Below are 19974 nucleotides of genomic sequence, written 5' to 3'. Positions count from 1 at the left end.
GCAGACCAGCGGATTCCCCGCTGTTCTGGCTTTTCGGTAATCGATTCAGCTGGTCAATCTAGAAAAGCCGTTAATGATTAAATATATGCCTGCTACGCGCAGCGGAATGCGCGGACCTGTCCCGTCTTTCCGAAAAAGAATGTTGGCCAGAGGGCCGATATATACGTTGACAAGTATTCCTGAAATGATCTCGATCATGCCGAGCAAACCCATTAGATTCATGAACGAACAAACTCCTTTTACCTGAACGTTTAACCGTTCCGTTTTTGTTTGTGCAGTGTATAATTCATCAGCAGGAACGATAGCGCTATAGTCACAATTCCAATCCCGCTCAATCCGCCAACCACTTCGAGGGTTGATGTAAGGGAATAGCTCCCCATGCTTAGGTCCTTCAACGCCCTCATGGCCCATGTACCGGGTACGCACTCGGAAATCAGCCTGAACCATTTGGGGAAGCTGTCCTCAATCGGGAAGAATGACCCTCCCAAAATCCCGGCTAAAGCCATAATGACAGACCCGGTTACGGTAAAACTTTGGTGGGAATGGATCCAGGGCACAAGCAGCATCACCAGCCCTGTAATAGCCAGCAGGTAAGAGGCCCAAATCGCCATGTCAAATCCGAAATGATCCCATACCGTCGTGTCCAGAAACCATGTGCTGGCGATCAATACAAGGAAGGCAATCGAAATGCCAACCAGGTAAGCCGAAATGACCTTGGACAGAAGGTATTTGGCAAAGCGTACCGGCACCATGAGCAGCCTGCGCTGAAGGCCGTTCTCGCGTTCATCCATCAAGGTGCGGAATCCCTGGATCACCGCAAACCACAGGAACATCAGCAGGAATCCGTCAAGCCTTGAACGAACCGATCCCTCCGACGAATTTATCGCTTTTTTGTAAGAAAGAAGGCGTTGATCCGGTTCCGCCTGATGGAGCAGGAACGCTTCAAGTTTTGCACCGATAAATTGTCCGACGTTTTGATGAGCACTGCTCTTAGGCAGCACCAATTTAATGTGTGAAGGAACATTTCCTTCTCCAGCGCCTGATTCAAACCCCTGCTCAATGACGATGCCCGCAGCCGTATCTTGTTCCATGATTTTCTCATGCATAATGTTTTCCGGCAGGATCAAGACATTAAAGCTGCCGTCCTCCTTAAGCATTGAGGTCAACTGGTGAGAGTAGCCGCTCTGGTCTTGGTCGGCGATATAGATCGTAATCGGATATTCATCCCGGGCAAACGCGAATAAATACGTGAGCAGGAGAGGGGCGGCCAAAAGTGCCAACAGGGCGATCCGATTCGCAAGCATCAACTTCATTTGTTTTGTTACCATAAGCCATAACTGCATATTCATTTCACCTTCCTGCCCGCGGAGAGCAAGACCATCAATAACAACAGGCCTGCCATTCCCGCCAGTATGAGCATATCCCAGAAAAGTGCCGACCAATTCTTCCCTTGCATTACGTGTAAGAAGGCATCGATGGCTCGCCCATTGGGTGTCCATTCCTGGATTTTTTTTAATATGTACGGGAAGCTGTCTTTATTGAAAAAGCTGCCTCCCAAAAAACCAAGCCCGTACAGTACGGGGGCGGAAAAACTGGAAATGGAAGCATGATCTTTGGCCCAGAAACCACAGCTTAAGACCACCGAACCAATGCAAAGCCCGTAAAGGGCCGTAATACAGAGCACCGCCGGAACATGGCCCCAGGTTACCTGAAAAAACAGACGACTGCTGAACATAACCACTACCATCTGAACAACAATGGCAAGAGTAATGCCAAGAAGCTTTCCCGCGACATAATGAATCATGGGCAAAGGCGAGGATTGAATGCGGCCCAGTGTGTGATTCAGTTTGTCCCGTACCAGACTGTGTGCGAGCTCGAAAGCCGTGAGAAAGGAAAACAGTACCGTCATGGCTACGGCCTCATATTGCATCGGGTCAACCGTTTGGTTTGTGGCGGATACCCATTCGACAGGAAAAACAATGTTTGAATCCGTGCCTACCCGTCCGGTGGAAGCTTCTTGATGAGAATGGGAAGGGAGCGAGGATTTGCCGAACAGAGTGCCCAAATTAAAAATCATGGCAATGGGCAGCAAAACAAGCTTGAAATAAAACACTTTCGATTTAGATAAAAGCCTGATATCCAGCAATAGAATGCGAATCCATGGATGCACAAAAATCCCCCCTTAATCCCTTAAAGATTTTCCCGTCATCTGCAAAAACACATGCTCCAGGATAACTTCCTCATATTGAAAAGAGGACATCTGTACGCCCAATGTTCTCAATGCATCCAAAATGTCTATAACACTTCCGATCGCCGTATTAATGGAAAGAATCAATCGGCTGCTTTCCAGTTCCATCTTTTGAATTCCCCCGATCCGGCTGACTGCCTCCCAATCTTCAAACCCGTTCGGCTGATAGGTGATTGTCAGGATATCCAGAGCCTCTGACTGTTGTTTAAGTTCCTGCTTCGTTCCACAGGCGATAAGCCTGCCGTGATCCATGATAGCTACACGGTCGCACAGATATTCAACTTCTTCCATGTAATGACTGGTATATATAATCGTTGTTCCCTGATCCCGGCTTAATTGTTTGACCATCTCCAAGATATGGTTTCGGGACTGTGGATCAATGCCGACGGTCGGTTCGTCCAAAATCAGCAATTGGGGTCTGTGCATCAGCGCAATGCCTATATTGATCCGGCGCTTCATCCCTCCGGAAAATTCTCCGACGCTTTGATATCTTTTATCATGCAGTCCCATGAGCTCAAGAACTTCTTGGGCGCGGTCTCTGAGTGTCTGTCCCCTCATTCCATGCAGGGAGCCAAAAAACTCCAGATTGTCCTGGGCGCTCAACGCTTCGTACAAGGCGAGGTCCTGAGGGACAACGCCCATGATCTTTTTGACCTCGGCTAAACGTCCTTTGACGGTTTGTTGATTTACTCTTATGTCACCGCGATCCGGTTCCGAAATCGTCGAAATCATCGAAACGGTTGTGGATTTTCCCGCGCCATTGGGGCCAAGAAGTCCCATAATTTCGCCATGGTGGACATGTAGGCTTAAATTTTGAACGACTTTTCGGTTGCCGTATGCTTTAGTTACTTGAATTAGTTCTAACAATGTTTTCCCTCCAGAAGGTTGACTTGGCATTGCTGCTATACCAGTGTATTAGCTCGTTGCGGGGGCAACAATTCACGAAAGTAACCATTCGAAGGGGTGTCTTGTTAACATGACTTTCGTTATCTACTCTGCGAGATTCAACCGTGGTATGATGGAAGAACTGTCTATTTACCACGTGGAGTGAGGAGATTTGATGTTGGAGTTGTTTGCCTCCGTTAATAACCGGATTTATGTACTGCTTACGTTTAAAGTATTGTTGTTTATGTCTTTCGTCCATCAGTTATGGAACCTGGATCGACCCATTCCGTTTGCAGTTTGGCCGTTGGTCGGTGCGCTTGCTCTGAATGACTTCATTCGTGGGAGATACGGGTTGTTATCTTATCGTAAACGCAGTGCGTTCGTGTATTCCATGGCCGCCAGCATGTTCATTTTGGCTGCGCTAAACCTCCTGTTACCCTCGATAGGCATCTCTGCCCTGATTCAGCTTATATTGATCGAACTCATTATTTTTGGCGATCGTTTGATCCCCCTTCTCGTAGGTCTGGATGGTATGGCTTACGTTCTTCCAGATCTGGTTTCGTTCCCATTGGGAGACCAATTGTTCAATGATGTCATCAACTTTGCCGGCTTTTTGGTTGTGGGTTTGTTGTTCAGAACGATTATTGCGGAGAAGACCAGAACAGAACGTTTATATAGCGAACTTCAGGATGCGAATCGCAAGCTGCAGCTATATTCAAGCATGGTCCAGGAGCTAACCATCACGAAAGAACGGACAAGAATCGCCCAGGAAATGCATGACTCCATCGGCCATTCGCTGGTTGCCTTGGGCATGAATCTGGAGTATGCGTACCAAACGGTTGACCAATCCCCCGAGAGAACGAAAGAGGTGTTGGGCAAAACGCTGCTGATCTCCAAGGAAGGCATGGCCAGTTTAAGGAAAGCGGTGGATACGCTCAATCCCACAAACAAGATCGACCATTTGAGAGTCGCGCTAAACGAACTGTTTTCCAATTTTGATCCAACGACAGGGGTCGGATTCGAGCTTGAACTGGATTCATCCATAGAGGAACAACCTTCCAAGATTAAAGATTGCCTGCTTAAAACCGTTAGAGAGGCTCTGACCAATGGAATTCGGCATGGGGGAGCAACCCGTTTCCATATTCGGATCGTGAAAAGCAAAGAGGGGATCTACATGCAAATCCGTAATAACGGCCAGGTCAGCCATTCGCTGGACAAATCCTATGGGTTGCTTGGCATGGAAAAACGGATCACGGCCCTCGGGGGACAAATGATGATTCATCTTAATCCCGAATTTGCAATAGAAGTCCGGCTTCCTGTCGTGAGCGGGAAAACCGAATTGAATTCAATGGATAAAGGGGGCATCTGCCTTGATTAGAGTTATGATTGTGGATGATCAGGAAATCGTGAGGGAAGGACTCAAAATGATTCTAAGCCTGCATGAGGAAATTGAAGTCGTCGGAGAGGCAGTGAACGGACAAGAATTGCTTAACCTTTTGAACAAGCTGCAAGTAGACGTCGTGTTAATGGATATCCGAATGCCCGTGATGGACGGAATTACAGCAGCAAAGCGGGTCAAGGATCAATACCCCGATATTCGAATCATTATTCTTACCACGTTCAACGAACAGGATTATATAATCAGGGGATTAAGCTACGGGGTCGACGGGTATATCCTGAAGGATTCGGGTTCTGCGGAAATTATGAATGCCATTAAAGCGGCCAACTCCGGCAGCATCCTGCTTACTTCTCGGGTAACAGAGCAGATGGTGAAAGGCTTGACGGGTTCCTATGCTCCCCATGAAGGGTTTTCATCGGATACTCATCATGAAAAACTGGACTTGCTGACTCCAAGGGAATTGGAGGTGGCCAGGCAAATTTTATCAGGGAAAAGCAACAAAAGCATTGCGCTTGCTCTATACGTCACAGAGGGCACAGTGAAAAATTATGTGTCCCGCATTCTTGAGAAACTAGAATGCCGAAACCGAACGGAGCTTGGACTACTACTAAGTCGGTGGGAGTCTTTTTAGCGAAAGCAGTGATCATGCTACGAAGCATTGCCTTTCATGTATACTATAAGGAAAATTTGCAGCCTGTGTGAATTACTGAAGAAAAGCGAGGAGCAGTTGCCAATTAGCAGCGCTCCTTTTTTTAACGGTTTTAGTATACAGCTCTAAATTTTTTGGTTTAACCTGACTGAAAAAACTTGATTTGAGCCCATGGTCGACCTCGTAGGGGAAGGAGGGGAAATCAACAAAATGAAGTGTATAAAATGTCGTTATTGATTAAATATTAAAGATGTTTGATCAATATGAAATTGACTTAACATGGTGAAAACACATGATACTAACGAATCAAAAATGGATTCTAATCATGTTGGCAATGCTTGGAGTGTTTCATTTAACTCCGCCCGTCTTGCCCATTATACATGAGCAAAGCGATCTTGAGATTGCGATCTATCCTGAACGTCACAAGTTGCTTGTACGAAAGCAGGGGCAAGTCATTAAGACCTACCCTGTAGCCGTTGGCAATCCGTCAACACCGACTCCAGTTGGAGATTATAGAGTCGAATATAAAGGAACCAACTGGGGGCCCTCGTTTGGCCCGCGTTGGATCGGATTGAATGTTCCGTGGGGCAATTTTGGAATACACGGTACGAATAAACCCTATTCCATCGGTCAACACCTTAGCCATGGCTGTATCCGGATGCTTAACCGGGATGTCATCGAACTGTACGAATTAATCCCGATTGGAACCAAAGTAACGATATATGGTCATGTGCTTGGAGAAATCAATCAAAATCCGAGGGATTTAGCCGAGGGGGATGTTGGTGGAGACGTGCAGCTTATTCAATCCCGGTTAAAAAGCGCAGGATATTACAATGGGGAATGTGACGGGAAGTTCCGCTTCAATACAACCGAATCACTTAAGAAATATCAGAAGGATCATCACCTTATTCCGAATGGTGTTGTTTCTCAGAAGGTATATGAAGAGTTAGGTTTGGTTGAATAGATGTGAATCCAAGGCAAGGGACCGCAGGCGCAAATCAAAACACCTCAAGATAAAGCATCTATATCGAAAGATGTAGAGATTAACTGGAGGTGTTTTCAATATGTCGATTGTTTTTATTCAGGTAACATGTTCTTCCGAATGGCTTGTATCTTTTCATCTGTAAAGACTCCGGATTCCACCAAGTCAAGTATGGAAAGCACACCGCCGCGAGATCCCCAGCTTCCATCTTCTATGACTTGAAAACTTACCCACCAATTCGGTGAAGGTTCCTCAACTTCAAGGATGCTGGTCAGGCATTTGTATATATTTGAAATCACGATGCTGCGGACCTCGTTTGGCCAGTCTCCATCCATGACGAGAATGTTGACCGTAATCACGTCTCGGTCAGGCTGCTCAGATAATAACTTTCCTCCGATTGCCATGTAATCTTTAGGACGCTCCGTAAAATGGACTTGAAATCCTTCTCTTGCAGGCGGGCAATATTGTCCTACTTCCGGAACTAATACTGCATCCGTTAAAGCTTCAGCCAACTGACTGCGCTGCTGAACGGTCATTCGACCAACAGGGTAATTCACATTGATAATTGTCATAAATATGCTCCTTTAAAAGAATATACATTTTATAAAAATGGATTTTTGCCGGCAAATCAAATATAGATCAAGCTTTACCGAATTACGGATCAAGGCAGGCGGACAATATCTGATTGGTTATCCCAGCCAGCGGATTATTTGGTAGAGCTTAAGAAAAACGAGCTGCTGCTGAGGGTTTTCTTTGGCAGCAACTCATCGCCGGATATAATCATCATGCATATTGAAGCCTATCAACGTAAGCTTGAAGAAAGCTTAAGGGTATTCGAGAATCTCGAGAAATGGCTTTTGAACATGGATCGATCCGATGTGAACTATAAATACTGGATGATCGCCAACCAATACGGGAAAAGTCATTTCTCTAGTTTGATTCAATGGTGCCAGGACAGTGTGAAAGTGTTACAGTCTTGACCAAGTCTTTAATCCGATAATTGATGATGAAACCCAAAATTAGTGCGTAAATACTCATTTTACCATATTTCGTTTTTTTCATAATGATTAACAAAAAGACCCTATAAGATAAAGTGTGTATCTTACAGGGTCATTTTAAAACAGGGCAGTGCGCATTGATTAGTTAGCCGAATAGTGCGTAGGCAAGTGTAAAAAGGAGTATAAATTTTTTTGAAATTTAGGGTATAATGTCATAAGAGTTTATATGAAAAAATAAGAGATAATTTAATCTCAGGAAAGCGTGGAATAGAATTTGAATACGGGTAGTTATAGGATCTCCACTATGAACAATCTTAAATTGATGGATAACTGTCTTCTCGCTGCAAAAGAAAATGAGAATACAGATGCCAGTAAAGAGCATTTGAATGAATTCATTGACTTGTTTTTAATAACAAACAAGTCAATGAATGGATGTCCCGATTTCGAAGAGGTGCGGGAAGGTACCGAGCGGCTCAGTAGCGTTTTAGTTGAAATCGTTGAAATCTACAATGAAAGCAATCAAACTTCCGGAAGTTTAGAGAAATTGCAAAATGAGTTTAAGATCTGGGCTGAGTTGTTGAACAAACATATGAAATATAAAATACTTGTTTTGGGCGTAAACCACCTTTCCCTATGCGTAGATAGACTTATTGATCGAAATAAAGCGGATATCGTTGCTTTTATTGATGATGGTGGCGACAATTCGGGAAAATACATAAACAAACTTGAAATTATTGACCTCAATGATATTGCTCATAAAACGTTTGACTATGTATTTAGTATTAGTACGAATGATCATTTAGCTAGTAATCTGAAAAGGATTCTAGGGGACGAGCGCTTCCTTGATTATCATTTATTGAAGACCCTGATTTTGAGCAGCCCTGAATTTTATATTAAACACTTTGACTTCTTGTCTAACGAAAAAAACTATACTGGTATTTTAACAGGGTTATCTTATGTACAAAAGGGTGTAAATGAAAAGCTGCTCAGGGGAAATTTCGTTAATCTGGCGAACCCGGGCCAAGACTTGTTCTATGATTTTGAAATGTTTAAATATGCGTATAGTCATAAAGAAGTCAGAGAAAATCTGCAGCATGCAGTCATTGGGTTAAGTTATTATAGTTTTCACTATGATTTATCCAAAAGTACTAACGAAGCCAGAGTGAATTATTATTATCCAATAACCAATACGATGCATAATAACGAAAGAACCGACCAGTATCTTTATTATCATCATATGCTCGAGAAAGTTGAAGATGCTATTTTACAGCAAGATCATTTCTCGGCTGCTTTTGAACCTGAAAAAGATTATTTTCAAAAAATAATAAGCGATGGTTATTCGGTAGAGTATGACTGTCAGAAACAAACGTACGAGGAAATTGTTGAGGGGATAAAATCGATAAAAAGAGATTTTAACAAAAATTATCCGATCACCGTAGCTGAGAACAAAGAAATATTGAGGGGATATCTGGAATTCCTCCTGACGAACTCAATTAAACCGATTATCATGATATGTCCTGTTACCAAACTGTATCAGAGTTTTACCCCTATGGCTTTTAAGCATGAATTATATCAAATCATTAATAAACTTTCTTCGGAACATCATTTTCAATTTCTGGACTACTATTCATCCGATGAGTTTGATGATTCTGATTTCTACGATCCTTCTCACATGAATTACAAGGGAGCAGAGAAATTATCCAATATATTGAATCGTGATATCGTCTGGTAAGTTCTCATTGTGCCATTTTGGCGTTTGGAAACAGATCTACATTTTTTGTATACTACGCTAAACCCGAGAACAATTGGATGGATTCACCAACCTTATGATCAATGACGCGTGCGGAAGTGACGGCACTTATCGTAAGAATGCTGAAAGTCACGAACTTGAGTGACAAGTAAAGTATGTGAATCGGAAAGCCTTTGCTGACATCGGGAGTCGTCAAAGGCTTTTCCTTGCTTCAATTGATAATGTGGCCATATTTTGTTTAAAATTTGCGTTCAGCCCCGCCTCCCACAACGCCATTGTCGAACCCTACAATGAAATAGATGCTCGAACCTAAAGGACGCCGTCAGGCGTTTTTTTTGTAAGGACAGTCTCTGCTAAAATGTTCTGCGGTACAGGACTATGTTTCAATCCGTCTCGTTCAGTCTATATTCGAAACCAAGTCAAGAATGGTCTTCACAACCAACTCCGGTTCATCATGAATCACCATATGACCACTCTGTTCGGCAATGATCAACTTGCTGTCACTGGACAGATTCATCATGTTACGCTGACCTGCTTGCCAGATCGCTTCAAGCTGGTGCCCAACTTCAGTTGAAATTCCCGCCTGGGCATAGTTCTGAGGGAGACCGCGCGCAATGACCCGAACAGGAATGGACCCGAGTTTCTGCCCGCGAATGGCATCTTCTGTCGTATATGCGAGGTTGCCTTCTTCTTCTTTGGCACGGAAAAAGGAAGGCGTTGCAATCACGTTAATAAATGCATCCCGATCTTGCTCTGCAACCAATCCTTCCAGCATGAAGTCCGGAAATAGACGAAAGCTTCCAGATAACTTCAACAAGGATAGTAATGCGGCAGGTGGGTTGCCTTTGAAATGATCCTGTTGGAGTAAAGCTTTCGTATTCCGTTCATCATCCTCAGGGCGGGCATCAATTAAGACAAGGCCCTGTACTTCGTTGGAGTACATCTGCGTAAATAGTCTGGCATACATGCCCCCCAAGGAGTGACCTACCATGACATAGGGTCCATCAATGCCTTCATTCTGAAGCGCCAGATGTAACTCTTGGACAATGTTGGCTCCTGTACGCTCTGTGGGCGCGGCCTCGCTCCAGGCGTAACCTGCACGATCGTAGGTCACCACAGTTGCATGTCTAGCAAGCTCCGAGGGAATGTCTCTCCATGATAAACTGGTTTCACCGCTGCCGGCTTCCATAATTATGGTAGGTGATCCGTTTCCTTGTTTATGAATATGAAGTTTGTAGCCTCCTGCTTCAACCAGCTTTCCTGGAGGAGGAAAATCATCTTTGGCTTGAGAAGAGGCATACCATTCATAGAGAAACCCTGCCCCGATAACCACCAGAACCGAACAGAAAAATAGGAGTGCGAATTTTAATACTCGAAACTTGCGCTTTGGTCTGCTTTGAATATTTGTGCCCATCATTCACGAATTCCTTTCTTGTTGTGCGTTTTTATAGTACATTGTACTAAAAAGGATTATAGCACAGTGTACTATAAAAGAGAAGCTTGGTGTATAATAGGACTATGCCAAAAATCGTAGATCATGAAAAACAACGAAAAATGGTTGCCGCTGCTGCCATCCGCGTCATCCGGGACCACGGACTGGAGCATGCCACCGTTCGGAATATCGCGAAGGAAGCGGGTCTATCCGTAGGTTCAATGAGGCATTATTTTGCCACACAGGCTGAGCTGTTTGCCTTTTGCATGAATCTTTTTGCTGACCGGGTGCAGCAGAGAGTGGAGGCATTGCAGATGAATGAATCTGTACTGCAGAACATGAAAAATCTGCTCTTGCAATTTCTGCCGTTGGACGAGGACAGGAAAATAGAAATGGAGGTCTGGTTTTCTTTTACAGCCAAAGTGCTTGTTTACCCCGAATTAAAAAAATTAAGTGATCAGATGCATCAGGGGATGTATATGTCAGCCCAATATGTGATCCAGGAGCTGCAAACGCAGGGCTTGACCGATCCGGATATGGATGCCGGTGTCGAGACAGAGAAGCTGTATGCACTGATCGATGGACTCGCCATTCATATGTTAATGCAGCCTGAAAGGCTTACAGCTGAGCGAGTGGAGCAAGTCATTGAACAGCATTTGAACATGCTCTGTCAGGGGTAACGGAAGCAAAAGAAGAAGGGGGATTTCGTGAAGTTGATGCAAATTGTTATGCTATTGGCGGAGAAATGTTTAGCGATCAATCAAAACAGGGAGAACGTTAATATGTGTACGAGAGACGAGTCAATCTTAAATTGATTCGTCTTTTTCTTTTATCGTGATCTAACTTCCATCCAAAAGAAGTTTGACTATTTCACAGTACTCATGATCGTAACTCTTCGATTTAACGAGAATTGATTATTTCTGCACAACTCGTTAACATAAGAAACAATGTCAGTGTTACATCTGACATAAGTACTTAGAAGAGACGGAGATTATAATGAAGAATGCGAAAATCCTAATCATTGAAGATGATGCCCCCATTGCGGACCTGCTCTCGTACGGACTCTCATTGGAGGGCTACCAGACACTTATCGCATCAAATGGAGCCGCTGGAATAAGCGGAATTCAGTCCTTTCAGCCTGATCTGCTGCTCCTGGACTGGATGCTTCCAGACCAGAGCGGGCTGGATATATGCAAAAAGGTTACCGCCGAGTATAACATCCCCATCTTCATGATAACGGCCAAATCCGATATAACGGATAAAGTGCTCGGACTAGAGTTCGGCGCAGATGATTATATCACCAAGCCATTTGACCTCCGCGAAGTCATTGCCCGGATTAGAACTATACTTCGCCGTTTGGAGCAATCCAATCACAGGCAACAGAACGATTCGCAACCGGATATCATCCGTATTGATCATATTGAGATTCGGTCCGAAGAACGGCTTGTAAACAAAAACGGTCAACCGGTTGAATTAACGCCAAAGGAATATGATTTGCTTATGACGCTGGTGAGGAATCCAGGGAGAACATTTAGCAGATCTGAATTGCTTGATGTTGTCTGGGGCTATCATTTTGCAGGTGATACTCGGACGGTAGATACGCATATCCAGCGACTTCGCAAAAAGCTGGATGCAACAGATCATATTGCAACGGTATTCGGAATCGGATACAAGTTCAAAAGCAGGTGATTAACATGCGTAAAATCAGCATCAAATTTCTTCTCGGATTCCTGTTGATTTTCTCCTTTTCATTTCTAGTATTGAGCCAAACGGTGAAGGAGATCATTCATACAAGCAACCAAAATCTGATCACAACCGAACTCGTTGGACTCAAAAATAATAGCAATGTTTATGTTCGTCAAACCTTTCTGATCAACCATTTTTCGAGTAACGAGCTATATTTTGGGGAAATGGCTGAGGAACTCGGCATTAATTTGAATCATGCCACTGGAAATAGTGTCGGCGTATATACCCTTGACGGAGAGATGTTATTTGCCTCGGACAAGTCTTTATTTTCACAGCCGCAGAGAACGGATCTGCAAGAAGCGATCGATGGAAAAACTGCGTATAACATCAATTATGACGATGACAAAACAACGGTTCTGTTCTCTTACCCCGTCGTGATCGATGGATCAAAAGTAGGGATTCTACGTTTCTACAAGGACTTTAGCCAGCTGTATCAGCAAAGCAGTCGAATTCTGGATACTACGCTCTATATCACACTTGCTATTTTTGCAGTTACTTTTTTATTTTCTTTCATTCTGTCAAGACACATTACTCTTCCACTTGGGAAACTGGCCCGTGCCTCGTCCGAAGTGAAGAATGGCAATCTGGACGTTCGCATCCGGTTCAAACGAAAGGATGAGATCGGACGGCTTGCCGAAAATTTTAATGACATGATTGATCAGATCGGCCTGCAAATGAACATTATCCGAAAAGATCGGGATCAACTCAAGGATCTTCATGAGCAGGAAAAGCGTTTCTTTGATAATGTTACCCATGAACTCAAAACACCTTTAACTTCCATATTGGGCTATGCAGAATTGATCAAGGCGAATGGAGAGAGGGATCGCACCTTTTTTGAAAAAGGCATGAACCACATCATCGAAGAGAGCAAACGTCTTCATAAGATGGTGCTCAAGCTGCTTGAAGTCTCGCGTCGTCATGCAACCAACCATGAACTCGACCGCATTGAAGTCGGAGCCGTTCTAGGAGATGTATGCGAATCCATGTCCATACGTGCACAACGCTACAAAAAAAGCATATCTGTAGACATGGAGACCGAATTATACATGCTCGCCCAGGAGGAACGAATTCGGCAACTCTTTATTAACCTGCTGGATAATGCTATTAAATACAGTTTGGACTTCTCCGAGATAACGGTAAAAGGGCTTCGTACGGACGGGAAAGTCCGTTTTATCATTGACAATCCAAGTGATCCCATTGATGCGGAGCAGCTTTCCAAGCTGTTCGAACCTTTCTACTTCGCTCATTCCAAAGATCCAGAAGAGGGCAGCGTGGGGCTCGGATTAAGTATCGTCAAATCCATTGTCGATGAACTGGAGGGTACCATTTCTGTCGTCAGTCAAGATTACCATACTGCAGTTACGGTAGAGTTTAACCATGTATCCGTAGAGGAGGGGAACAATCATGGCTAAGAAATATGGTGGGTTTGGTTTAAGCGTGATTGTTCTGCTTGTCCTTCTGTTAACAGGTTGTGGCGCCCGCTTTCCAAACGAAACCATCATCATATCAGGGAACGAGGCAAACGAACAAACACATCAAGACTTAAGTCCCGTTCAGGTCAAAAAAATTTACCGCCTTCCGGAAGAAAAAGTGGATAAAGGGTACTGGTTGGGCTGGTCAACAATCGACACGCTATTGGGTTCATTCAAAAGTACAGGTTTCCCTGAGCGTTTCATGTTGAAACAATTGACTCTCCCTTTTGAACAAAGTAAAGACATTATGCAGAACGATGTGGACCACTCTCTAATGTCACTGTCGCCGGACGGTAGGCATGTCGCCGATGTACGTATAAACAAAACGACAATCACGACTGTTTTCATTTCTGCCAGTGACGGAAAAGAAAAAGAGGTCGACACATTTAACCCCAAAGGTCAGAGTTACCTGCAAAATATGTCCTGGTCTGACAACAGCCAAATGATAGGTTATCTGGTTCTGGACGCTGCTGAAAGCGAAAAGAACAGTCTGCGGGTGTATGATACGAAGACCAAGGCATCCAAATCCTACACATTAAACGAGTTCAATTCGGATGATACACTTCTTGATGTCCAGGTATCCAATGATGGCCGCAGTGCCTTGATTAAGCTGCTTGATACCCGTCAATCGGGCAGGCCCACCATCGCGCTTGGCAAATTGATCGATGGGCATTTTGAGACAAAGTACAAGCGTCAAATTGCTGATAAACCAATGATCTGGATTGGCGACGATCAGTTTGCTTTTTTGGGTAGAGATGATACGTTGTACGAATACGATCAGCGGAACGGTGAGCTTTCCGTTATTCTGGAGAGAGTATCTACATTTGAATTTTCACCGGACAAAAAATTTATTGCATATACGTTGCAAGATGAAGATGCTGTTTATGTGGGGAAAATGCAAGGCAGAAATGTGCTTTATAACGAGCCCGTTTACCGTGGTATATTGCCGTTGAATATGAAATGGAGTCTGGACAATACAAGTTTGTTCATACAAGGGCCTAAAACCTTTGTGAATCCGAAAAGCATACCCAATGATGATTCCACAGAGGAGCCGGCATTTATCATCGAATTTGAATAGCACTTCGTTAAAACACCCTTGATACGGATTACATTCCATTTCAAGGGTGTTTTCGTTGTCAATAACGATGTCCCTGTTGTGACAACTTGTTTACATCTTGATCAAACTTTGGCGACATCCGCTGTTTATATTGATTAAAGAGATTTAGCCCCAATACAGACAAGGAATGAAGCACAATGCGTGGGAAATTGAATCAACCGATGAAGCGTTATATGCCTGGAATGGATGGTTTACGAGCCATTTCCGTACTGGCTGTCATCGCTTACCATTTGGACTTGAAGTGGGCCCAGGGAGGATTACTGGGAGTAGGCGTATTTTTCGTCCTGTCCGGTTACCTGATTACGGATCAGCTTCTAATGGAGTGGAAAGTGAATCATGTATCGCTTTGGAACTTTTGGCTGCGAAGGTTTCGCAGATTGCTGCCTGCGATGTTAAGTATGCTCTTGCTGGTTGCATTGTGGTTGTTGGCTGCAGATCCCGCGAGACTTCTGTTACTGCAAGGAGACTTTATCTCTTCTGTTTTCTATGTGAATAACTGGTATCTCATCTTTCACGAAGTTTCGTATTTTGAAAGCTTCGGCCCAGCTTCGCCCATTGGACATCTCTGGTCTCTTTCCATTGAGGAACAGTTTTACGTCGTTTGGCCGATCGTACTGCTCATCTTTCTAAGGTTTGCGCCTCGGCGCGGAAAGTTGCTTTCATGCATGTTGGTGCTGGCTCTTGTATCTGCGATGGCCATGGCTCTAATGTATGTGCCGGGAACAGACCCAAGCAGAGTGTATTACGGAACAGACACCAGAGCGTTTGCCATACTGATCGGTGCGGCCTTAGCGGTTGCATGGCCAAGCTGGAAGTTGGGGAAGGAGATTTCACCCGGGGCACGGAGATCGCTTGATGTCACTGGTGCATGTGCACTGTTCATCCTGATCATGTGTATTCTTCGCACGAATGAGTATGAAGATTCGCTATATCAGTATGGATTTCTCCTTCTCTCTCTGGTTACGGCAGTATTGATCTCTGTCTTGGCGCATCCGGCTAGTCGTCTAGGCCGCGTTTTGGGATGCCGGTCACTGACCTGGCTTGGCAAGCGTTCTTACAGCCTCTACATATGGCATTATCCCGTGATTATTTTGATGCAACCCGACGGGGCGAGTAGTGAAGGGCTTGGATTGGCGCCATTGATGCTGCGTCTCGGCCTGATCCTATTGCTGTCCGTATTTTCGTACACGTTCATCGAAGAACCGATTCGCAAGGGATATTTTCACGCGAAATGGCGTGATATCCGGCGTCATCAACGTTTTAAACCCATGGTCGGCATAAGTCTGACGTTGATTGCGTTCTTTATCGCCCTATCCTGGATAACCAGCGGTTCGAAGGATCAGCCTGAATTCGCCCAAGCCGTGAGCATTCCCGATACACTGCAAAAGGATGAACAGGAGATCCCTAACCAGCAACAGCCATCGATCAATGACAATCAGCCGATCACTGATGACATGCCCCAAACAAGTCATGATGCTGCTGCCGGCTCGTCTTATTCAGGAAAAGGCATCACACTAATCGGGGATTCGATCACACTGGATGTGGATTCCTACATGAAAGAGATGCTTCCGGGCATTGTGGTGGACGGAAAGGTCGGCAGGCAGATGACGCATGCTCAAGAGGTTGTGGATCAGCTGCAAGCAGAAGGAGAACTGGGGGACCAGATCATTATTGAACTGGGGAGCAACGGGATTTTTAATCAAAGCAAACTAAGAAAGCTAATAGATACGCTGCAAGACAAGCAGCTTTATCTGGTAACTACTCGGGTGCCCAGAGCTTGGCAGGATCCTGTGAATGATGCTTTGAAAGAAGTTGCACGTGATTATTCCAATGTAAACATTATCGATTGGTATGCAGCCAGTGAGGAAAAAAGTGGACTGTTTACTTCTGATGGGATTCATCTCACTTCCGAAGGAGCTCAATATTACGCTTCTTTACTCGTCCAACATCTTAAGCAAAACGCGTAGCATCCATTTTTATGGATAAGAAAGGTGGAATATACGATGAAAAAACGAAAAACGTGGATGTACTGGGGGCTTGTCCTCCTCATCTCCATCCTTGGGTATCTTGCTTTTCATAACCAGGCTTCTTCCAAAGGTGAACAAGAAAAAGCGGATCGCCGATCTTTTGAAACATTCGAGAATAGTTCAAGCCTGACCCCATCTGAAGTAAAGGAAGACATCAGCTCCCTAAAGGCAGACATAGCTGAATCTTCGTCCATCGATGGGCAAGGAGTTACCGTCATTGGAGACTCCGTCATGGTTGGCGTTGAGCCTTACCTGAAAGAGAAGCTTCCGAAAGTCACCGTTGATGGAAAGGTCGGCAGACAGATGTCCCAGGCCGGAAAATTAATTCAACAATTAAGTGCTGAGGGGAAGTTGGGAGACCGCATCATTATAGAGCTTGGCACGAACGGCCCCTTTTCCAAAGATCAACTGCGCAATTTGCTTACATCATTATCGGAAGCCAAACAGGTTTTGGTCGTGACAACCCGGGTTCCAAAAAGATGGCAGGATACAGTGAACGCCAACATTAAGGATGTTGTAAATGAATTTGATAATGCGAGAGTGGTGGATTGGTACGCAGCGAGCGAAGGCAAAGATGAGTTCTTCTACAAAGACGGCGTTCATCTGAAGCCGGATGGCAGCAGATTCTATGCTTCGCTTCTCGTTCAAGGATTACAGGAACATTGAGTGTTTTGTCTATTGAGTACCAAGAAAAGGAGTGTCCGCCATGGCGTTCAAAAAGAAAAAATTTACAGCGGTAATAAGCATCATGATTTTAGCAGCAGTTGTCGCTTTCGGGCTTTATTATTCCTTATCCATATACAGAGGGTTAGAGGGGTTGAAAAAAACGTCGGAGGATTCTCCCTTTGCCCAAGTGATGGCGAGCGAGGAGAACGTCGCAGAACCTCCAAAATGGGCTGGCGAGGAACCTGTCAATATTTTGCTGATGGGCGTAGATGCACGCGGCAACAAGAAAAACGAGATTCCGAGATCTGACAGCATGATGGTTGTTTCCCTCGACCCTGTTAAAAAACGTATTCATGTGTTTTCCATTCTTCGGGATACCTATACTGATATTCCGGAGCATGGGAAGAACCGCATCAACACAGCGGTCACCCATGGACCTAAAACGGCAATGCGCGCCGTAAGCGAGCTGCTTGGTATACCGGTCCAATTTTACGTATACACAGACTTCCAAGGCTTTATCAAACTCGTGGATGCAGTCGGTGGCGTCGATTTCTATGTGGAGAAGGATATGACTTATGAAAGTAAAGCTGATCATCATGAGTACGATATCAACCTGAAGGAAGGGGAGCAGCATCTTGACGGGAAGACGGCACTTCAATATGTTCGTTTCCGCCATGATGCCCTATCGGATTATTCCCGAACGAAGCGGCAGCGCGATTTTGCCAATGCCATCGTCGAAAAAATGAAAAGCACAACATCCATCATGAAGCTTCCATCGATCCTCCAAGAAGTCAGTCCGTATATCGACACGAATTTGTCGGTAAATGATATGTGGCAGCTGGCATCGGTTGGTTACAAGAGCAAAATGGAGGCAAGTGAGCAAATCCCGCCGATGAAGCTGCTTAAAGAAACCTATGTCGGAAGAGCAGCTGTACTTGGCGTAACAAACGACAATGAACTGAAGGATTACGTTCGGAACATACTTGAAGCCGATGAGTTCGAGACTATAGAAACCGGTAATTCACCGCTTGATCAGGAACGGGAGAGTGGGGAGGTTGCAGAATGAAAAAGAGAAAATCCATCTTCAATGCGGTTTCGGCAGAGACTCAGGTACAGGGAACAACGGCAGAGCTTCATGATCTGGACCGTGTTGAATCTTGGGCAGGAGACGAAATCCGTGAATCGGCAGCCGCTGAGGGAGGGACATGACATTACGTCAATTACGCTAAAATAGTTGATATCATGGGAAATTTGAGCGGCGTTATTCAGTTTTATAATATAATGACAATAAGTGGGGTGAAAGCGAATTTATTTGTTAAAGGAGATGTTGAACGATGTGCAGCCATGTTGTAGAACGTGATTTTAGTTGTAAAAGGGACAGGTTAACGATTCGCGGCACAGAATTTCTACCGAAGGGAAATAGCCTTCCAGCCGTTATTGTTAGTCATGGATTTGGTGGGAATTCCAACGATTTAGGTGAATGCTGCAGAACTTTTGCATCATGGGGTTACGCATCCTATAGTTTTGATTTTTGTGGAGGTTCTGCTCATGGAGAAGGAAGAAGTGACGGGGCATCAACAGATATGACGGTGCTGACTGAATGTGAGGATTTAATGGCGGTGATGGATTATGTTAAAGGATTACCTTACATTGATCAGAATCGTCTGACGTTAATCGGCTTCAGTCAGGGAGGGTTTGTATCAGCATTGACAGCAGCTCAGCGCGCACATGAAGTAGAATCGTTAATTCTGCTTTATCCAGCATTTTGTATCCCCGATGATGCTCGTAAAGGTGCTTTAGCCAACTCTTCATATGATGTCGAACATGTTCCGGAAGTTATTGATTGCGGGAGGATGTCCATTAGCAAGAGCTTCCATGAAACAGTGGTTAATATGAATCCGTTCGAAGAGATCATTCCGTATAACGGACCGGTGCTGCTTATCCATGGTACTGCGGATGAAATCGTACATTATAGTTATTCTATTAAAGCCCAAGAATCGTATGCGCCAGGTCAATGTCACTTGCAACTGGTCAGAGGAGCCGGACATCAATTTACGGAGAAACAAACAAGCAGTTCGATGATATCCATTCAGCAATTTTTACTGGGCAGGAAAGAAGTCTTGACAATCGATGTTCGGATTACGGGCAGCGAGGTACGTATGGAAGAAGGTGCTGGAAGACAAACTGCAGTTTTTTTCACAGGAGAAAGCGAGAGTCCTTACTTCAAAGGTTTAATTTTACCAGGAGCAGTAGATATTCAGGATTACTTGGAAGATAAATTAGTCCATGTTCGAGCGGTGTATACCTTGGAGGGTACAGATTATCATGGCGAATCATGTCAACTGCACATTGTTAACCAGTCTGTAAATGGGGCTTTAAAGCCAACAGTAAATACAGATAGCAGAGCTCTTTCTTTTCTTAATCATGCGGATTTGACCGCTTCTCTTGAGGGATTTCAAGATGGGCTAACCGTGCGTATTTTCTCTAATGTGGAGTGAATCAATGTAACGTATTTTGTTGAATGAAGGGAGTCTCTAAAGTTCTTTTCAACTTGAGAGGAAGTTACATATATTCACTTGGATATTCATTATCGTTGCTTATTG

20 protein-coding genes are annotated in these 19974 nt (G+C 44.4%); 14 read left to right on the top strand and 6 right to left on the bottom strand.

Annotation, left to right across the window (positions count from 1 at the left end; all coding sequences use genetic code 11):
• Positions 1 to 45 precede the first annotated feature (45 nt).
• From MKY59_RS17095 to MKY59_RS17080, 4 genes are read right to left on the bottom strand one after another with little or no spacing between them, the layout of a single operon-like run.
• Positions 46 to 222 (bottom strand): hypothetical protein, encoded by a 177-nt coding sequence (locus MKY59_RS17095; protein WP_236412474.1) that lies wholly within the window; start codon positions 220 to 222, stop codon positions 46 to 48.
• 29 nt (positions 223 to 251) lie between these two features.
• Positions 252 to 1349 carry an ABC transporter permease gene (locus MKY59_RS17090; protein WP_339272597.1) on the bottom strand — a complete coding sequence of 366 codons (1098 nt, stop codon included), beginning with the start codon at positions 1347 to 1349 and terminating at the stop codon, positions 252 to 254.
• Positions 1346 to 2146: an ABC transporter permease gene (locus MKY59_RS17085; RefSeq protein WP_339272595.1), complete on the bottom strand. Its 801-nt coding sequence runs from the start codon at positions 2144 to 2146 to the stop codon at positions 1346 to 1348. Before MKY59_RS17085 ends, MKY59_RS17090 begins: the two co-directional genes overlap by 4 nt.
• A gap of 36 nt (positions 2147 to 2182) precedes the next feature.
• Positions 2183 to 3115, bottom strand: a complete 933-nt coding sequence (locus MKY59_RS17080; protein ID WP_339272593.1) for an ABC transporter ATP-binding protein — start codon at positions 3113 to 3115, stop codon at positions 2183 to 2185.
• 193 nt (positions 3116 to 3308) lie between these two features.
• Between MKY59_RS17080 and MKY59_RS17075 the strand changes: the two genes are divergently transcribed.
• From MKY59_RS17075 to MKY59_RS17065, 3 genes are all read left to right on the top strand, one after another.
• A complete protein-coding gene (locus MKY59_RS17075; RefSeq protein WP_339272591.1) occupies positions 3309 to 4511 on the top strand; it encodes a histidine kinase in 1203 nt (400 codons plus the stop codon).
• Positions 4507 to 5163 (top strand): response regulator transcription factor, encoded by a 657-nt coding sequence (locus MKY59_RS17070; RefSeq protein ID WP_339278424.1) that lies wholly within the window; start codon positions 4507 to 4509, stop codon positions 5161 to 5163. The genes MKY59_RS17075 and MKY59_RS17070 overlap by 5 nt, the downstream gene beginning before the upstream one ends.
• Positions 5164 to 5506: 343 nt before the next feature.
• Positions 5507 to 6145: a L,D-transpeptidase family protein gene (locus tag MKY59_RS17065; protein ID WP_339278423.1), complete on the top strand. Its 639-nt coding sequence runs from the start codon at positions 5507 to 5509 to the stop codon at positions 6143 to 6145.
• Between the two features lie 113 nt (positions 6146 to 6258).
• Here MKY59_RS17065 and MKY59_RS17060 read toward each other — a convergent pair whose 3' ends face one another.
• The gene (locus MKY59_RS17060) at positions 6259 to 6735 is read right to left on the bottom strand and encodes a tautomerase enzyme (protein WP_339272589.1); all 477 of its coding nucleotides are present in this window, start codon (positions 6733 to 6735) and stop codon (positions 6259 to 6261) included.
• 138 nt (positions 6736 to 6873) lie between these two features.
• Between MKY59_RS17060 and MKY59_RS17055 the strand changes: the two genes are divergently transcribed.
• Together MKY59_RS17055 and MKY59_RS17050 are read left to right on the top strand one after the other, a co-directional pair.
• On the top strand, positions 6874 to 7143 hold the full coding sequence (locus tag MKY59_RS17055; protein ID WP_339272587.1) for a hypothetical protein: 270 nt from the start codon (positions 6874 to 6876) through the stop codon (positions 7141 to 7143).
• Positions 7144 to 7465: 322 nt separating this feature from the next.
• Positions 7466 to 8893, top strand: coding sequence for a hypothetical protein (locus MKY59_RS17050; RefSeq protein ID WP_339272585.1), 1428 nt, complete (start codon positions 7466 to 7468; stop codon positions 8891 to 8893).
• 415 nt (positions 8894 to 9308) lie between these two features.
• Here MKY59_RS17050 and MKY59_RS17045 read toward each other — a convergent pair whose 3' ends face one another.
• Entirely contained in the window at positions 9309 to 10325 is a 1017-nt protein-coding gene (locus MKY59_RS17045; RefSeq protein ID WP_339278422.1) for an alpha/beta hydrolase, read from the bottom strand.
• A 104-nt stretch (positions 10326 to 10429) separates the two neighbouring features.
• On the opposite strand from MKY59_RS17045, the gene MKY59_RS17040 reads away from it, so the two are divergent.
• The 9 genes from MKY59_RS17040 (at position 10430) to MKY59_RS17000 (ending at position 19869) form a co-directional block, all read left to right on the top strand.
• On the top strand, positions 10430 to 11023 hold the full coding sequence (locus MKY59_RS17040) for a TetR/AcrR family transcriptional regulator (protein WP_339272583.1): 594 nt from the start codon (positions 10430 to 10432) through the stop codon (positions 11021 to 11023).
• 316 nt (positions 11024 to 11339) lie between these two features.
• Entirely contained in the window at positions 11340 to 12032 is a 693-nt protein-coding gene (locus MKY59_RS17035) for a response regulator transcription factor (protein ID WP_339272581.1), read from the top strand.
• Between the two features lie 5 nt (positions 12033 to 12037).
• Positions 12038 to 13501, top strand: a complete 1464-nt coding sequence (locus MKY59_RS17030) for a HAMP domain-containing sensor histidine kinase (RefSeq protein WP_236412490.1) — start codon at positions 12038 to 12040, stop codon at positions 13499 to 13501.
• A complete protein-coding gene (locus MKY59_RS17025) occupies positions 13494 to 14639 on the top strand; it encodes a WD40 repeat domain-containing protein (protein ID WP_339272578.1) in 1146 nt (381 codons plus the stop codon). The genes MKY59_RS17030 and MKY59_RS17025 overlap by 8 nt, the downstream gene beginning before the upstream one ends.
• Positions 14640 to 14815: 176 nt before the next feature.
• Positions 14816 to 16645, top strand: coding sequence for an acyltransferase family protein (locus tag MKY59_RS17020; protein ID WP_339272576.1), 1830 nt, complete (start codon positions 14816 to 14818; stop codon positions 16643 to 16645).
• A 36-nt stretch (positions 16646 to 16681) separates the two neighbouring features.
• On the top strand, positions 16682 to 17371 hold the full coding sequence (locus tag MKY59_RS17015; protein WP_339272574.1) for a hypothetical protein: 690 nt from the start codon (positions 16682 to 16684) through the stop codon (positions 17369 to 17371).
• A 40-nt stretch (positions 17372 to 17411) separates the two neighbouring features.
• Positions 17412 to 18437 (top strand): LCP family protein, encoded by a 1026-nt coding sequence (locus MKY59_RS17010; protein WP_339272572.1) that lies wholly within the window; start codon positions 17412 to 17414, stop codon positions 18435 to 18437.
• Complete coding sequence (locus MKY59_RS17005) at positions 18434 to 18580, top strand: hypothetical protein (RefSeq protein WP_339272570.1); 147 nt, start codon at positions 18434 to 18436, stop codon at positions 18578 to 18580. The genes MKY59_RS17010 and MKY59_RS17005 overlap by 4 nt, the downstream gene beginning before the upstream one ends.
• Before the next feature lie 125 nt (positions 18581 to 18705).
• On the top strand, positions 18706 to 19869 hold the full coding sequence (locus MKY59_RS17000; RefSeq protein ID WP_339272568.1) for an alpha/beta fold hydrolase: 1164 nt from the start codon (positions 18706 to 18708) through the stop codon (positions 19867 to 19869).
• The last annotated feature ends 105 nt before the right edge of the window (positions 19870 to 19974 follow it).

It is taken from the genome of Paenibacillus sp. FSL W8-0426, from assembly GCF_037969725.1.
Taxonomy (GTDB): Bacteria; Bacillota; Bacilli; order Paenibacillales; family Paenibacillaceae; genus Paenibacillus; species Paenibacillus hubeiensis.
This window is presented reverse-complemented; position numbering and strand designations above follow the sequence as displayed.

What these genes read in the sequence shown, in the direction of transcription:
- MKY59_RS17095 (WP_236412474.1), bottom strand. Translation starts at nt 222, where the DNA reads ATGAATCTAATGGGTTTGCTCGGCATGATCGAGATCATTTCAGGAATA.
- MKY59_RS17090 (WP_339272597.1), bottom strand. Translation starts at nt 1,349, where the DNA reads ATGAATATGCAGTTATGGCTTATGGTAACAAAACAAATGAAGTTGATG.
- MKY59_RS17075 (WP_339272591.1), top strand. Translation starts at nt 3,309, where the DNA reads ATGTTGGAGTTGTTTGCCTCCGTTAATAACCGGATTTATGTACTGCTT.
- MKY59_RS17065 (WP_339278423.1), top strand. Translation starts at nt 5,507, where the DNA reads ATGTTGGCAATGCTTGGAGTGTTTCATTTAACTCCGCCCGTCTTGCCC.
- MKY59_RS17060 (WP_339272589.1), bottom strand. Translation starts at nt 6,735, where the DNA reads ATGACAATTATCAATGTGAATTACCCTGTTGGTCGAATGACCGTTCAG.
- MKY59_RS17050 (WP_339272585.1), top strand. Translation starts at nt 7,466, where the DNA reads ATGAACAATCTTAAATTGATGGATAACTGTCTTCTCGCTGCAAAAGAA.
- MKY59_RS17045 (WP_339278422.1), bottom strand. Translation starts at nt 10,325, where the DNA reads ATGGGCACAAATATTCAAAGCAGACCAAAGCGCAAGTTTCGAGTATTA.
- MKY59_RS17040 (WP_339272583.1), top strand. Translation starts at nt 10,430, where the DNA reads ATGCCAAAAATCGTAGATCATGAAAAACAACGAAAAATGGTTGCCGCT.
- MKY59_RS17035 (WP_339272581.1), top strand. Translation starts at nt 11,340, where the DNA reads ATGAAGAATGCGAAAATCCTAATCATTGAAGATGATGCCCCCATTGCG.
- MKY59_RS17030 (WP_236412490.1), top strand. Translation starts at nt 12,038, where the DNA reads ATGCGTAAAATCAGCATCAAATTTCTTCTCGGATTCCTGTTGATTTTC.
- MKY59_RS17025 (WP_339272578.1), top strand. Translation starts at nt 13,494, where the DNA reads ATGGCTAAGAAATATGGTGGGTTTGGTTTAAGCGTGATTGTTCTGCTT.
- MKY59_RS17020 (WP_339272576.1), top strand. Translation starts at nt 14,816, where the DNA reads ATGCGTGGGAAATTGAATCAACCGATGAAGCGTTATATGCCTGGAATG.
- MKY59_RS17015 (WP_339272574.1), top strand. Translation starts at nt 16,682, where the DNA reads ATGAAAAAACGAAAAACGTGGATGTACTGGGGGCTTGTCCTCCTCATC.
- MKY59_RS17010 (WP_339272572.1), top strand. Translation starts at nt 17,412, where the DNA reads ATGGCGTTCAAAAAGAAAAAATTTACAGCGGTAATAAGCATCATGATT.
- MKY59_RS17005 (WP_339272570.1), top strand. Translation starts at nt 18,434, where the DNA reads ATGAAAAAGAGAAAATCCATCTTCAATGCGGTTTCGGCAGAGACTCAG.
- MKY59_RS17000 (WP_339272568.1), top strand. Translation starts at nt 18,706, where the DNA reads ATGTGCAGCCATGTTGTAGAACGTGATTTTAGTTGTAAAAGGGACAGG.